This window comes from Bacillus sp. SD127 (genome assembly GCF_058566445.1).
The window spans coordinates 4,009,576-4,023,598 of sequence record NZ_CP191226.1 but is presented as its reverse complement, the minus strand read 5'-3'; the positions used below and the strand labels follow the sequence as shown (position 1 = coordinate 4,023,598).

General features: G+C 45.8%; 12 protein-coding genes. 5 read left to right on the top strand and 7 right to left on the bottom strand.

Features of this window, described 5'->3' with window-relative positions:
- Positions 1-93: 93 nt before the first annotated feature.
- Positions 94-975 (top strand): helix-turn-helix domain-containing protein, encoded by an 882-nt coding sequence (locus ACQVGS_RS20790; RefSeq protein ID WP_255004827.1) that lies wholly within the window; start codon positions 94-96, stop codon positions 973-975.
- Between the two features lie 213 nt (positions 976-1,188).
- Positions 1,189-2,157 (top strand): oxygen-dependent tRNA uridine(34) hydroxylase TrhO, encoded by a 969-nt coding sequence (gene trhO / locus ACQVGS_RS20785; RefSeq protein WP_024120071.1) that lies wholly within the window; start codon positions 1,189-1,191, stop codon positions 2,155-2,157.
- A 40-nt stretch (positions 2,158-2,197) separates the two neighbouring features.
- Here trhO and gltP read toward each other — a convergent pair whose 3' ends face one another.
- The 3 genes from gltP to nagB all read right to left on the bottom strand — a co-directional run bounded on the left by gltP (position 2,198) and on the right by nagB (position 6,239).
- The gene (gltP, locus tag ACQVGS_RS20780; RefSeq protein ID WP_106021182.1) at positions 2,198-3,442 is read right to left on the bottom strand and encodes a glutamate-aspartate/proton symporter GltP; all 1,245 of its coding nucleotides are present in this window, start codon (positions 3,440-3,442) and stop codon (positions 2,198-2,200) included.
- A gap of 139 nt (positions 3,443-3,581) precedes the next feature.
- Complete coding sequence (gene ptsG / locus ACQVGS_RS20775; protein ID WP_106021185.1) at positions 3,582-5,477, bottom strand: glucose-specific PTS transporter subunit IIBC; 1,896 nt, start codon at positions 5,475-5,477, stop codon at positions 3,582-3,584.
- 21 nt (positions 5,478-5,498) lie between these two features.
- Complete coding sequence (nagB, locus tag ACQVGS_RS20770; protein ID WP_095714494.1) at positions 5,499-6,239, bottom strand: glucosamine-6-phosphate deaminase; 741 nt, start codon at positions 6,237-6,239, stop codon at positions 5,499-5,501.
- A 217-nt stretch (positions 6,240-6,456) separates the two neighbouring features.
- Between nagB and gamR the strand changes: the two genes are divergently transcribed.
- From gamR to ACQVGS_RS20755, 3 genes are all read left to right on the top strand, one after another.
- A complete protein-coding gene (gene gamR / locus ACQVGS_RS20765) occupies positions 6,457-7,164 on the top strand; it encodes a transcriptional regulator GamR (RefSeq protein WP_044162108.1) in 708 nt (235 codons plus the stop codon).
- 61 nt (positions 7,165-7,225) lie between these two features.
- Positions 7,226-7,501 (top strand): DUF1648 domain-containing protein, encoded by a 276-nt coding sequence (locus ACQVGS_RS20760; RefSeq protein WP_024120076.1) that lies wholly within the window; start codon positions 7,226-7,228, stop codon positions 7,499-7,501.
- A gap of 234 nt (positions 7,502-7,735) precedes the next feature.
- Positions 7,736-8,803, top strand: a complete 1,068-nt coding sequence (locus tag ACQVGS_RS20755) for a branched-chain amino acid aminotransferase (protein ID WP_024120077.1) — start codon at positions 7,736-7,738, stop codon at positions 8,801-8,803.
- 35 nt (positions 8,804-8,838) lie between these two features.
- Here the strand turns inward: ACQVGS_RS20755 and mmuP are convergent, their stop codons facing one another.
- The 4 genes from mmuP to ACQVGS_RS20735 all read right to left on the bottom strand — a co-directional run bounded on the left by mmuP (position 8,839) and on the right by ACQVGS_RS20735 (position 13,890).
- Positions 8,839-10,251, bottom strand: coding sequence for an S-methylmethionine permease (gene mmuP / locus ACQVGS_RS20750; protein ID WP_491830540.1), 1,413 nt, complete (start codon positions 10,249-10,251; stop codon positions 8,839-8,841).
- A gap of 122 nt (positions 10,252-10,373) precedes the next feature.
- Positions 10,374-11,321 carry a homocysteine S-methyltransferase gene (gene mmuM, locus ACQVGS_RS20745; RefSeq protein ID WP_127696087.1) on the bottom strand — a complete coding sequence of 316 codons (948 nt, stop codon included), beginning with the start codon at positions 11,319-11,321 and terminating at the stop codon, positions 10,374-10,376.
- A 127-nt stretch (positions 11,322-11,448) separates the two neighbouring features.
- Positions 11,449-12,885, bottom strand: coding sequence for an alanine/glycine:cation symporter family protein (locus ACQVGS_RS20740; RefSeq protein ID WP_106021190.1), 1,437 nt, complete (start codon positions 12,883-12,885; stop codon positions 11,449-11,451).
- Between the two features lie 21 nt (positions 12,886-12,906).
- Complete coding sequence (locus tag ACQVGS_RS20735; RefSeq protein WP_024120081.1) at positions 12,907-13,890, bottom strand: glutaminase; 984 nt, start codon at positions 13,888-13,890, stop codon at positions 12,907-12,909.
- Positions 13,891-14,023 lie beyond the last annotated feature (133 nt).

Genomic DNA, 14,023 nt, shown 5'->3' with positions numbered 1-14,023 from the left:
AACACACAGGGGATTTTTACATATCGCAAAAATAATCAAAACATTTAAGGCGGGATCTTTTATTCTGAAACAGAAAGGAGATTAAAGTGTTCCATGTATTATGAAAAAGCTGTTCAGCAAACCATTGATTGGCTTGAATCACATTTGCATGAGCCGATATCTGGCAAGGATATTGTAAACGTATCAGGCTTTTCTAAATTTCATTTTCATCGGATTTTTCAAAAAGAAGTTGGCATGTCGGTTGCTTCTTATATTCGTTTAAGACGTCTTGCGAATGCAGCAGCTGCTTTGCTTTATACAGATGTTCGCATCATCGACATTGCTTTGCATTATCAGTTTGAATCTCAAGAGGCGTTTACTCGGGCATTTAAAAAAATGTATCACATGCCGCCGGGAGCATATCGAACATTTATGAAACGTTTTACTGCAAAAAAGGAGGAATCTTGGATGGAGAAAAAAATGAAGGGCTGGGTATTAAGCGGCAGTCATCCATTTCAATTTGAAATAGGGGTTGATCGGGAAAATGTGCATCAGGGCAAGGCGTCGGGGTATTTAAAATCAACAATGGTGCATGACATCGGGGAATTTGCGACGATGATGCAGCAATTTAAGGCGGACCGTTATCTCGGGAAAAGATTGCGTCTATCATGTTTTATCAAAACAAAAGGCGTAAAGCATTTCGCATCGCTTTGGATGCGGGTTGACAGTGCGGCTGAAGATGTTCTTCAATTTGATAATATGAGCAACAGGCCAATTACAGGAACAACCAATTGGAATCATTACGCTGTTGTTTTGGATGTTCCTGAAAATAGTGCTGTCATTTCATTCGGCGTTCAGTTATCGGGACCAGGCCAAGTGTGGATGGATCATGTTGTTTTTGAAGAGGTAGATGAGAGCGTTCCTTCAACAAATCTTGAAATGCCGGGAGAGCTTTTAGATGAGCCTGTTAATTTATCGTTTGAGGAAGAATTATAAGTGTAGTTATCTGAAAAATACATGCAATTTTATTAGTGAATGAATGGAAAATACTATTGGTTTTCCTCAAACCCGCTCGCCTCTTGGGTTTGTAAGAGTTTGGATATTTTTATCAGTCTGGGCGGATGTGTTCATCTTTGAGGTGTTTTCCTGTATGATATAGTAAGAGTGTGCATAACAACTAACTATATCATTGAACAGGGTGTTTATATCATGGAAAAACAATACAGAGTATTACTTTACTATAAATATGTTCCGATTGAAGAGCCGGAGGTGTTTAGAGAGCAGCATCTGGCTTTTTGTAAGGAGCTTGGTTTGTTAGGCCGTATTCTTGTATCAGCTGAAGGGATTAACGGTACGGTATCAGGTACGTTTGAGCAGACTGAACAATATATGCAAGCCATGAAAGCTGATCCACGATTTGCGGATATGGTGTTCAAGATTGATGAAGAAGAAAATCATGCGTTCAAGAAAATGTTCGTCCGTCATAAAAAAGAGCTTGTGACGCTTCGCCTTGAGGATGATGTGGATCCAAATGAAACAACAGGAAAGCATTTGAAGCCTAAAGAATTCTTTGAAAAGATGCAGGATCCTGATACAGTCGTCCTTGATGCGCGTAATGATTATGAATATGATCTCGGCCATTTTAGAGGAGCTGTCCGTCCTGACATCGAGGCGTTCCGTGAATTGCCAGAATGGATCGAAGAAAATAAAGAGATGCTTGAAGGCAAAAAGATTTTGACATACTGCACGGGCGGCGTGCGCTGTGAAAAATTCTCAGGCTGGCTGATGAAACAAGGCTTTGAAGATGTATCACAGCTTGACGGCGGAATCGTCACATACGGAAAAGATCCTGAGGTGCAAGGAAAGCTTTGGGACGGCCAATGCTACGTATTCGATGAAAGAATCAGCGTGCCGGTCAACCGTGTCGAGCATGTCATTGTCGGAAAAGACTACTTTACAGGTGAACCGTGTGAACGGTATGTCAACTGTGCAAATCCATCATGCAATAAGAAAATCATATGCACACCGGAAAATGAATACAAATATATGCGCAGCTGCAGCCACGAATGCCGCACGAACCCAAGAAACTTATATGTACAAGAACACAATATGACTGCGGAAGAAGTTAGCGCCAGACTTGCAGCGATTGAAAAAGAAGAGCACGCTGCTGCTGAATAATATGGAAAGAACACCTCTCATGCAGAGAGGTGTTCTTTTTTTACATGCTTTCCGTTTGTCCGTTTGCGGCGGCCCATTCTTTTTGGCGGAAGGCCTTTTCCCATTTAGAAACCACGATGCAGGCGACCGCGTGTCCCGGTACATTAACACCTGTTCGGGCCATATCCATGATGCGGTCCACGCCTGCAATAATGGCGACGCCTTCGGCAGGCAGCCCCACAGCGTTTGCAGTCGCCAAAAGAACGACAAGGGAGCCCGACGGAACAGCGGCGATGCCTTTGCTGGTCATAACAAGCACAAGCATCATGAGAAGCTGCTGTGACAGCGTCATGTCTACATTGAAGGCCTGTGCCAAAAATATACAGGAAACCGATAAGTATAGGCTTGATCCGTCACAATTCAGCGATAAGCCGGAGGGAACGACAAATGATACCACCCGCTTCGGACAGCCGTATTTCTCCATTCGATCCATAAGCTGAGGAAGAACGGTTTCGGTGCTGGTTGTAGAAAACGCAATCAGAAACAGATCCCATATCATTTTCAGCACTTCAAAATACTTAATGTGAAAGATGAGACCAACAAGCGGAAAGAGGACAAAGAGGATCAGAAACAGACCAAGAAAAACAGTACCGACCAATTTAAACATGGGGAGGAGGAGCTCGATGCCATATTGGCCTACAGAGGCGGCCATCAGGGCAAGCACGCCGATAGGAGCGGTCACCATGACGATTTGCGTCAGTTTAAACATAATCTGAGCGACCGATTCAAAAAAATTCATCACTGGTTCAGAGGCTTTGCCGATGCCAGCGGCGGCAACACCGAATAAAATCGCAAAGAAAATGACAGCGAGTAAATCGTTTCTGGCCATGACATCAATAATGTTTGTCGGGATAATATCAAGGATCATTTGTTTGATATCCACGACTTTCTCTGTATAGCCGGAAAGTTCATGAATATCTTTTTTCGCTAAGTGAGAAAGATCCAGCCCGACGCCTGGTTTTAAGCCATTTGCCAATAAAAGTCCCAGGCCCAGCACCAAAGTGGTGATCACTTCAAACCAGATAATGGTCTTTACGCCGAGGCTGCCCATCTTTTTCATACTTCCGCTTCCAGCAGCTCCGATGACAATGGTAGAAAATACAATCGGCACGACAATCATTTTAATCAAGCGGATAAATCCGTCACCGACAGGCCTGAGCGCCATTCCGAAATCAGGAAAAAAGTGGCCGATTACTGCGCCGATAGCCAATGCGATTAAAATTTGAAACGCGATAAATTTTTTCAAATGAATCCCCCTTTAGAATGATATGATGAGGCTTATTCATACCATTCGTGAATCAAATGCAAACCCCTTTTTTAAAAATTTATTTTAATAGCGCTTTCATTATGTTGGATAAAAAGTCCCCCGCGTCAGGGGGACTTTTTTACTTCATGTTCATACGGTTCATTTGTTCCTCAGATACATTTGTGAAAATAATAGGCGTTATGGCGGAAGCAGCATGCTGCTTAATGTAATTCAGATCAAAGGTTAGAAGCAGTTCGCCTTGTTTGACGGTTTGGCCGCTCGTGACATGAGCTTCAAAGCCTTCTCCGTTCAGCTTCACCGTATCAATGCCGACATGAATCAACATTTCCGTGCCGCCAGCGCTTGTAAAGCCAATGGCGTGTTTTGTCGGAAATATCGATACAATCTCGCCGTCAGCGGGGGCAACGACTTTTCCTTCTGTTGGATCAATCGCGAAACCCTCACCCATCATTTTTTCTGAAAATACTTGGTCAGGCACGTCGGATAGGGAGAGTTTTTCTCCTTGTATCGGATATATAAAAGACTCTTCGGCAGGAGGCTCCTGCTGGGTCTCGGCTTCAGCATCAAGCGCCGCGGCGGCAGCCGGGACACCTCCAGCTATAATCGTTTTGATATCATCTTTTAAAGCATCTGACTTTGTGCCGAAAATCGCTTGGAAGTTGTTGTTCACTTCTAACACACCTACCGCCCCAAGCTGCTTTAGTTCGTCTTTGTTTACTTGGCTTGGCTGATGAACGGTGACACGCAGCCTTGTAATACATGCGTCGAGGTTGGCGATATTTTGCTGGCCGCCCAGCGCCTGCAATACGTGGAAGGCGAGCTGGTCTTTTGAAACAGGAGATTTGGCTTCACTTTGATCATCTTCATCTGCTTCACGGCCGGGTGTTTTCAGATTCCATTTCAAAATCGCATAACGGAACAAATAGTAATAAATGAAGGCGAAGACGATCCCGACAGGAATGACGACCCAGCCGTTTGTCGAAAGCCCGTAATTCAGCACATAGTCAATTCCGCCGCCGGAGAAGGTGTAGCCGTGACGGACATGGAACAGATCACACACGACAAAGATGATGCCGGCAAGAATAGAGTTTATTAAATAAAGCACAGGCGCGACGAACAAGAAAGCAAATTCAACTGGCTCTGTAATTCCAGTGAGCATAGACGTAAGCGCTGCTGAAATCATGACGCCGGAAATCATTTTCTTTTTTTCGGGCCGCGCGGTATGGATGATGGCAAGCGCGATTGCCGGCAGACAGAAAATCATGTAAGGGAAATCGCCCATCATAAAACGTCCCGCAGTCGGGTCTCCGGCGAAAAACCTTGTCAGATCGCCGGTTACGGTATTGCCTGTCGATGGATCTGTGTATTCGCCCATCATAAAATAGAAAGGTGTATAAAAAATATGATGCAGTCCAAAAGGAATCAGTAAGCGATAGATTGTTGCATAAAAGAACAGGCCGACCGTTGAATCGGCAATTAAGCTGCTGGCGGCGTTAATTCCGTTTTGAATTAGCGGCCAAACAAATGAGAAAATAACGCCGATGACCAATGAGCTGACCGAAGTAATAATCGGGACAAATCGTTTTCCTGAGAAAAATCCAAGGACGGGATGCAGCTCTATTGATGAAAAACGCTTGTACAAATATGCGGCAAGCAGCCCGATGATAATGCCGCCGAATACCCCCATATCAATCAGATGCTCGGCCCCTTCATAAGGAGGCTGAAGGCCGAGTAGTTTTCCCATGTTATCCAGGGTGACGGTTAAAATCAAGTATCCGATGACAGCGGCAAGTCCGGCTACTCCTTCGCCGCCAGCTAAACCAATCGCGACACCTACGGCAAAAATCAGCGGCAGGTTATCGAATACAACGCCGCCCGCATCCTTTATAATAGGAATGTTAAGTAAATCCTTGTCACCGAAACGGAGCAGCAGACCGGCTGCCGGCAGGACGGCAACCGGAGTCATCAAAGCGCGGCCGAGCTGTTGCAGAATTTGAAATGCCTTTTTAAACATAACAGTCTCCTTCTATTTGTTTTATAAGTTCTTCAGTTTTTGAGCTGCTTTTTGATCGGCGATAACGGTTACATGATTGTGTTTTTGAAGAATCGAGGCCGGTACGTCCGGCGTCACAGGGCCTTCAGCCATTTTTCGGATCGCGTCCGCTTTTTCCTCGCCATTTGCTAATAACACAATGTGTTTGCTGAATTCCATGATCGTTTTTATGCCCATTGAAACAGCAAGCCTCGGCACAAGTACAGGATCGCCGCCGAAAAATCTGGCATTTGCCTGTATCGTGCTTTCAGACAGCCTGACGATTCGTGTCCGGTCCTCAAAATCAGAGCCGGGTTCATTAAAGCCAATATGGCCATTCGAGCCGATGCCAAGGATTTGCACATCAATGCCTCCCGCCTGGCGGATAAGTTCCTCATACACTTTGCACTCAGCCTCAAGCTGGGGATTGTCTCCTTGCGGGATATGAATATGGTCAGGCTGAACATTGATATGCTGAAAAAGATGCTCGTGCATAAATTTGTTATAACTTTGTGGATGAGATGGAGACAGGCCTGCGTATTCATCCAAATTAAATGTTATAACCTTTGAAAAATCAATTTCGCCTGCCTGATAGTCTGAAATGAGCTGTTTGTATAAGCCGATCGGCGTGCTGCCGGTAGCCAGACCAAGAACGGCATCTTTCTTTGCCTGTACATATTCCTTAATCATGTTAGCGCTTAACTTACAGAGATCTTCATAATGATCAGCAACGATGATCTTCATCTGACACCCCCTCAATGAAATAGACAAGCATCATATTTGTTATGATCAATTTATGATATTTGTCATTACGAATTTAGCACCATCGCCATAAAATTGTCAACGTTATTTTCTGAAAATTTGTTACAAAAGGAAGTACAAATCTTTCAAAATAGGAATGCAGATGGTATTATGGTTTCATTCAAAAAGATCGGTTTACATACAGAATGGGGAGGATGAAATGGCAGCTTTATATTCTGTTATCAAATTTAAAATCATTGAATTAATCAAGTCGGGCAAATATCAGGCGAATGATCAGCTGCCGACAGAGAGCGAGTTTTGCGAGCAATATGATGTCAGCAGAACAACTGTAAGGCTGGCTTTGCAGCAGCTTGAGCTTGAAGGATATATTCAGAGAATCCAAGGAAAAGGAACATTTGTATCGGCAGCTAAAATCCAAACGCCGATTCCGCATAAGATTACGAGTTTTGCAGAACAAATGAGGGGGCTGCGTTCTGAGTCAAAAGTGCTTGAACTTGTGGTGATCCCTGCCGATCATTCCATAGCCGAGCTGCTGAAAATGAAAGAGAATGAGCCTGTTAACAAGCTTGTCAGAGTCAGATACGCCGAGGGTGAACCTTTGCAATACCATACCTCATATATACCTTGGAAAGCGGCACCGGGATTAGCGCAGGAAGAGTGCACCGGATCTCTGTTTGAATTATTAAGAACAAAATACAATATCGAAATCAGCAGGGGGACGGAATCGATCGAACCGATTTTAACGGATGAAACGATCAGCGGGCACCTGTTAACCAATGTTGGAGCGCCTGCGTTTTTATCGGAATCCCTCACCTATGACAAAAATGAAGAAGTAGTAGAATATGCACAAATTATTACACGAGGAGACCGAACGAAATTCACCGTAGAACAGTCATATCAATCGTAAAGCAATGGGAGATAAAGAAAACGCTTTATTGTTTTAGGATGTAATGAGGAGGACTGGTTCTATGTTTCTATTGATGAATGAGAAAGTGGTGTGGGGGTCTGTCATTGCGGCTGTCATACTCTCTATGGTGTTTTATCCTTTTCTTCCGGCAGATATGCCGATTCATTATGATGTAACGAACAGTCCGGATTTGACGGTCAATAAGCTGGCTGGAACAGCTATTTTGCCGGCCTTGATGATTGTTTTTGCATTGGCGCGGAAGGTCAACTGGCAGTTAGGGATCGCGGTTTATATTCTGCTGATTGGTCATGCTGTCATTTTGTTTTTAGCAGTTTAACGAAAACAGCCGGAAAAATCTCTGGCTGTTTTTTCTTTAACTTCACCTTCATCTTACACTAAATGTAGTGTATAATAGCCGAAGACAATAAAGAATATTCTGACATTTATATTTGAGCCCTCTTATATCAAATGAGAACGGAAAACCGCCTGTAAAAAAGAAAGGCATTACCGATTTGCAGCTCAAAATTGACAGAAAATTTAAACAAATTCATCTAGAAAGGTGTGCTTATCAGTGAACAAGCTTATTGAACGAGAGAAAATCACATCAAAGAAGGAAAAACCAGACCCTTCATCCTTAGGGTTCGGCAAATACTTTACAGATTATATGTTTGTGATGGATTATGAGGAGGAAAAGGGCTGGCATCGTCCAAGACTTACTCCTTATGCACCGATTATGCTCGATCCATCCTCTTCTGTTTTCCATTACGGCCAGGCTGTTTTTGAAGGTTTGAAAGCATACAGAACTGAAGATGGCAGGGTGCTGCTGTTCAGGCCGGAGCAAAATATTAAAAGGCTGAACAGATCATGTCAGCGAATGAGTATGCCTCCTGTAGACGAAGAGCTGGTGCTGGAGGCACTGACGCAATTGGTCGAGCTGGAAAAAGAGTGGGTTCCGAGGGAAAAGGGAACGTCGCTGTATATTCGTCCGTTTGTTATTGCCACTGAACCGAGTCTCGGTGTAAAGGCGTCAAAAAACTATACATTTATGATCGTGCTTTCGCCTGTCGGCTCTTACTATGGCGATCAGCTGCAGCCGATTAACATCTATGTGGAAGATGAGTTTGTGCGGGCAGTTAATGGCGGAGTCGGAAATGCCAAGACGTCAGGAAATTACGCGGCGAGTCTTCAGGCGCAGCAGAAGGCGAATGAATTAGGCTATGATCAGGTGCTATGGCTGGATGCCATTGAAAAGAAATACGCGGAAGAAGTAGGGAGCATGAATATCTTTTTCGTCATAAATGGAGAAGTTGTGACTCCTGCATTAAGCGGAAGCATTTTGAGCGGGATTACACGAGCTTCTGCTATTGAGCTGATCAGAAGCTGGGGCATCCCGGTCCGGGAAGAAAAGATATCGATCGATGATATTTATGCAGCCTCCGCACGAGGGGAATTGACAGAGGTATTCGGCACAGGTACGGCTGCGGTTGTTACGCCTGTCGGCGAACTCAATATTCATGGAAGAACGGTGATTGTGAACGACAGGCAAATAGGAGAAATCTCAAAAAAGCTGTATCAAACGATAACTGACATTCAGCTTGGAAAAGTGAAAGACCCGTTTCATTGGACAGTGGAAGTATGAGGATAGAAAAAGAACCTGCCTTGGGGCAGGTTCTTTTATTTTGAATGGGTGATATCAGCGGCCGGACGGCTTTTGCGTTTTTTCGCGTAATACACCGCATAGCAGATGGCCATAAACGGCACACCGCAATATAACGCGATTCTTTGATTTGGATCAAAGGCAATGCCAATTACGGATGCCAGACATAAAAGAAATGCGGCAATCGGCACAAATGGGTACCAAGGCGTTCGGTATTTCAAATCCGTGACCTTGTTTCCCGCTTCCAGATAACGTTTTCTGAACATGAATTGAGAAGCGGCGATGCCCATCCAAACGACAACGACGGCAAAGCCGGAAATCGACACGAGTATAACGTACACCGTGTCTGGCGCAAATACGCTGGACAGTAATGACAGGATGCCGCCAATCATGCTGAACACCAGCGCGTTTAGCGGGATTCCCTTTGATGTCAGCTTTGCAAATGTTGGGTGAAGCGTCTGTTCTTTTGACAGTGACCAAAGCATACGGGACGAAGCGTAAAGTCCGGAATTAGCGGCTGACAGGATGGCTGTCAGAATGACAAAGTTCATGATGTCAGCTGCGTATGGTACACCGACTCTGTCAAAGACTGCAACGAATGGGCTTTTGATAACGCCCGCTTCTTGAATCGGAATCAGCCCTGAGAGTACAAAAATGGTTCCGATAAAAAAGAGTGAGAGGCGCCAGACCGTTGTTTTAATCGCTTTTGGTATGGTCTTGTCGGGATCGACGCTTTCACCCGCGGCAATTCCGATCAGCTCAGTTCCCGAGAAGGCAAAGTTGACAGACAGCATGGTCATGAAAATGGGGACAAATCCATTCGGAAAGAGCCCGCCTTCCGCTGTGAAGTTTGACAGCATCGGAGCAGCGCCCCCGTCTTTGATCGGGATGATGCCGAACATAGCGGCGCCGCCTAAAAGAATAAATAATACAATGGCTAATACTTTAATGCTGGAAAACCAAAACTCTGATTCAGCGAAAAACTTGACTGAAAACGCGTTGAGCAAGAAAATCAACAAAGCAAAAACGGCGCTCCACATCCAAACAGACGTATCGGGGAACCAGCGCTGCATTAGCAGGCCTGCCGCTGTGAACTCAGATCCCAATGCAACGGCCCATGTGAGCCAGTACAGCCAGGCGACCGTAAAACCTGTGCCCGGCCCTATGTATGTTGCTGCATAGGTATGAAACGCGCCTGTCACTGGCATGGCTACAGACAATTCGCCAAGGCACAGCATGACCAAATAGACAATTCCCGCGCCGACTAAGTACGCAAGGATGGTTCCGGCAGGGCCTGCTTGCTGTATGGTATAGCCTGAACTTAAGAACAGACCGGTTCCGATGACGCCTCCTAATGAAAGCATAAAGAGGTGTCTGCTTTTCATACTTCTCTGAAAGTTTGTCTCATTCTTGTTGTGAGCGGATTTCATCTTTTTCCAACTTTCTATACGGCGATTTGATGGCTTCCTAATAAAAAATCTCATGTCAGCGGGTGACACGAGATTCCGGCAAGCCGGCTTTTAGGTTAGAATATACAAACTATTCCGATAAGTCAAGTGGTTTTTAAAGTCCGGGCCCAGCCGGCGATTTCTTTAATATCCTCCGGTTTTGTCCGGCAGCAGCCGCCAATCAGCTTTGCTCCGTTTTCATACCAGATGCGGGCGCTTTGTCCGTAAGGCTCGCCGCATGCTGCGCCGTTCCACGTTTTGGTGTCCGGATCATACTGTTCGCCTGAATTCGGATAGACGATAATCGGTTTAGAAGTGTTCTTCTTTAGCTCAGCAATCAATGAAGGGATATGCTGAAGCGGAGTGCAGTTGATCCCGACCGCCGCCGCTTGGCTGTGCTGATCAAGCCATGACGCGCATTCAGCGGCAGGGGTTCCGTCACTGATATGCAGACCGTCTTTCGCGCTGAAGCTGAACCATGCATATGTTTCAGGAAATTCCTTCAGCAGACGGACAATTGCTTTTGCCTCAGTAAGACATGGAATCGTTTCACATGCCAAAACATCCGCACCGGCGTCAATCAGGGCTTTCATACGGGGGCGGTGAAATTCAGCCAGCTCATCCTCAGAGATTCCGTAGTTTCCGCGATACTCAGAGCCATCCGCAAGATAGGCGCCATACGGGCCGACAGAGGCCGCAACGATCGGTTTTGGCCGATTCAAACGGTTTTCTTTCTGTGCCCAAAATTCATCACGGGCTTCGGCCGCGATGCTGACGGACATCTGGATAAGCCGGCGGGCTTCCGCTTCGCTGAGCCCGCGTGCGGCAAAGCCTTCAAACGTAGACTGATAGCTGGCGGTGATCGCACAGTCGGCGCCTGCCGCAAAATAATCAGTATGAACTTGTTTAATCAGGTCTGGCTGCTCCATCAGAATTTTTGCCGACCAGAGACTGTCATTCAAGTCGCAGCCTTTGCGTTCAAGCTCGGTTGCCATCGCGCCGTCTAACACGATAAGCGGGTATGTATCTAATAGATGCTGAATTGGATTCATAGGCTGTTCCGTTCCTTCTTTCTGATTTTTTGAAAAGATATGAAAATGGTAAAGGACGTCTTGATGTTTGTCAATCAACCGAAAGATAAAAGGTGTTCAGATTCCATTGATCTGAACACCTTCTGCGTTATGATATTTGTTTGTTATGAGGATCAGCAGATGTTTCTGAAAGCTCCCAGCATTCAATCCGCTCATGATCTTTTATGACATTTTTATAAAAAACGGGATCTTTGCCCGCTTTTTTCTGCCGGGTGTAGTCCTTGAGAGCCGCAAAAACCACCTTCGACAATAAGAAAATGGCGATTAAGTTGACGACGACCATCAAGCCCATAAACAAATCGGCCAAATCCCATACAAGTTGCACCTTGGCTACACAGCCAAACACGATCATTGCAAGCACGCCGATGCGGTAAACGAAGATCAGTTTTTTGCTTTTGTTCAAAAAGCCGATATTGGTTTCGCCATAATAATAGTTGCCGATCAAGGCACAGAATCCAAATAAGAGGATCAGGATGGCGAGAAAGCCTGACGCCCATGGTCCGATATGGGAGCTGAGAGAGGCTTGAGTTAATGCGATTCCGCTCAGTCCCGGTGTATGATAGGCGTCTGAAAACAGGATGATAAAGGCCGTGCTTGTACAAATGACCAGCGTATCAGTAAGCACACCAAATGCCTGGATCAGCCCTTGTTTTACAGGATGGCTTGTCGTCGCGGTGGCAGCGGCATTCGGTGCGCTTCCCATTCCCGCTTCGTTTGAAAAAATCCCCCGTCTGACACCTTGCATTAAAGCCGCTCCCAAAGCGCCGCCGGCCGCCTGGTCAAATCCAAACGCGTTTTTGACAATAAGCGCAAAAACGGCAGGCAGCTGGGTGATGTTTGTGAGAATCACGAAAAAAGCGACTCCGATATACAGGACAGCCAAAACAACAACAATATATTCAGCCAGTTTTGCGATGCGTTTGACTCCGCCAAAGATAATCGTTCCAAACACAGCAATTAAAATGAGTCCAAGTGTCAGGCGGTTTGTGCCGAACGCGTTTTCAAACGCGAGACTGACCGTATTTGATTGAACCGAGTTAAAGACGATACCGAACGACAGCGTGATTAAAACGGCGAACAAGGCGCCCATCCATCTTTTGTTCAGTCCTTTTTCCATATAATAAGCAGGACCGCCGCGGAAGCCGTTTGCATCTTTCACCTTATAAATTTGAGCCAGTGTACTTTCGACAAAGCTTGACGCTGACCCGATAATGGCAATAATCCACATCCAGAAAATCGCACCGGGCCCGCCCAGCGCAATCGCAATGGCAATACCCGTAATGTTTCCGGTGCCGACACGGGCTGCCATGCTGATACAAAATGCTTGAAACGGAGAGATGCTGTTTTTCGACCGGGATGCAGCGCCTTCCTTTAATACCCTGACCATTTCCTTCAGCATGCGAACCTGCAAAAATTTGAGCCTGAACGTAAAATAGATTCCCAAAGAAAGAAGCAATACAATTAATAGCTTTGACCACAAAAAATCATTAGCGAAACCGACGATATGTTCCAGGAATTGCTGCATACAATCACCTCGTTTTTTATTTTAAAAAATGCTGAGTTCCCACTCCTGCGCGATGTGCTTCAGCAGCATGCCGCCAGTCAGGCTGTTGCCGTATTCATCAATGGCAGGCCCGTAAATGCCGATGCCGCATCCGTTTTGGAAAGGCTGCTCTCTTCTGGCGCTTGGAGGAACCAGCGCCATGATGCCGCCGGAGACACCGCTTTTGGCCGGTACCCCGACAAACGCCGCATATTTTCCGGAGGCGTTATACATGCCGCATGTCAGCATTAAAGCCTTGGCGAGCTTTGCCACATCCTTTGGAATCACCTGCTGGCGGTGAATCGGGTGATAACCGTCATGAGCAAGGATCAGGCCGATCAATGCAATGTCTTCTGTCGTACCTTCCATAGCGCATTGCTTCAGGTAAACCTCCAGCGTTTCTTCCACATCGGCTTCTAAAAAGTTTGTCTCTTTTAAGTAGTAAGCCAGTGCTCTGTTACGGTGGGCGGTTTCCCATTCAGACCGGAAAACTTCCTCATGTATTCTGGGCCGTTTCCCTATTAATGTTTCAATGACAGAGTACAGATACTCCAGCCTATCGCGGGCTGTCTCTCCCGGAAGAAGCGAGGCGATTGTAATGGCGCCAGCGTTAATCATAGGGTTAAACGGTTTTCCGGGCTTGTGCATTTCAAGACGGATAATTGAATTAAAGGCGTCACCTGTCGGCTCGACATCGACGCGGTCAAGCACATAGGGAATGCCGCGGCTCATGCACGCAGCGATAAAGCTGATGACTTTTGAAATGCTTTGCAGGGTAAAAGGGACGTTCCAATCGCCGGCATGTATCATTGCTCCATTAGGCTCCAATATACAAATGCCGAGCTGTGAGTCATTAACTTTTCCTAACGCGGGGATATAATTTGCGCTTTGTCCATTGGCGGCAAAGGGGCGGTAATGTTCTACCCATTCATACAGCTGTGACGCCAGATTCTTTTCTTCCGGGCGTTCTTTTATCAGTTCTTTCATCAAATTCCTCCTATCTGTTTTTGCTATTGGGGACTGAGGCGGAGTAAAATCGAAGACAGGCGAGGCGTTAAACGCTTTCATGAATGCGGAAAGGTATCATAACTGTATAATGGAGACTACAGAATCATACAAA

Bases quoted from the DNA above. Each gene is read 5' to 3' on its own strand.
- nagB (WP_095714494.1), bottom strand. From the start codon at position 6,239: ATGAAGATCATCGTTGCTGATCATTATGAAGATCTCTGTAAGTTAAGC.
- trhO (WP_024120071.1), top strand. From the start codon at position 1,189: ATGGAAAAACAATACAGAGTATTACTTTACTATAAATATGTTCCGATT.
- ptsG (WP_106021185.1), bottom strand. From the start codon at position 5,477: ATGTTTAAAAAGGCATTTCAAATTCTGCAACAGCTCGGCCGCGCTTTG.
- gamR (WP_044162108.1), top strand. From the start codon at position 6,457: ATGGCAGCTTTATATTCTGTTATCAAATTTAAAATCATTGAATTAATC.
- ACQVGS_RS20760 (WP_024120076.1), top strand. From the start codon at position 7,226: ATGTTTCTATTGATGAATGAGAAAGTGGTGTGGGGGTCTGTCATTGCG.
- mmuP (WP_491830540.1), bottom strand. From the start codon at position 10,251: ATGAAATCCGCTCACAACAAGAATGAGACAAACTTTCAGAGAAGTATG.
- ACQVGS_RS20735 (WP_024120081.1), bottom strand. From the start codon at position 13,890: ATGAAAGAACTGATAAAAGAACGCCCGGAAGAAAAGAATCTGGCGTCA.
- ACQVGS_RS20790 (WP_255004827.1), top strand. From the start codon at position 94: ATGTATTATGAAAAAGCTGTTCAGCAAACCATTGATTGGCTTGAATCA.
- mmuM (WP_127696087.1), bottom strand. From the start codon at position 11,321: ATGAATCCAATTCAGCATCTATTAGATACATACCCGCTTATCGTGTTA.
- ACQVGS_RS20740 (WP_106021190.1), bottom strand. From the start codon at position 12,885: ATGCAGCAATTCCTGGAACATATCGTCGGTTTCGCTAATGATTTTTTG.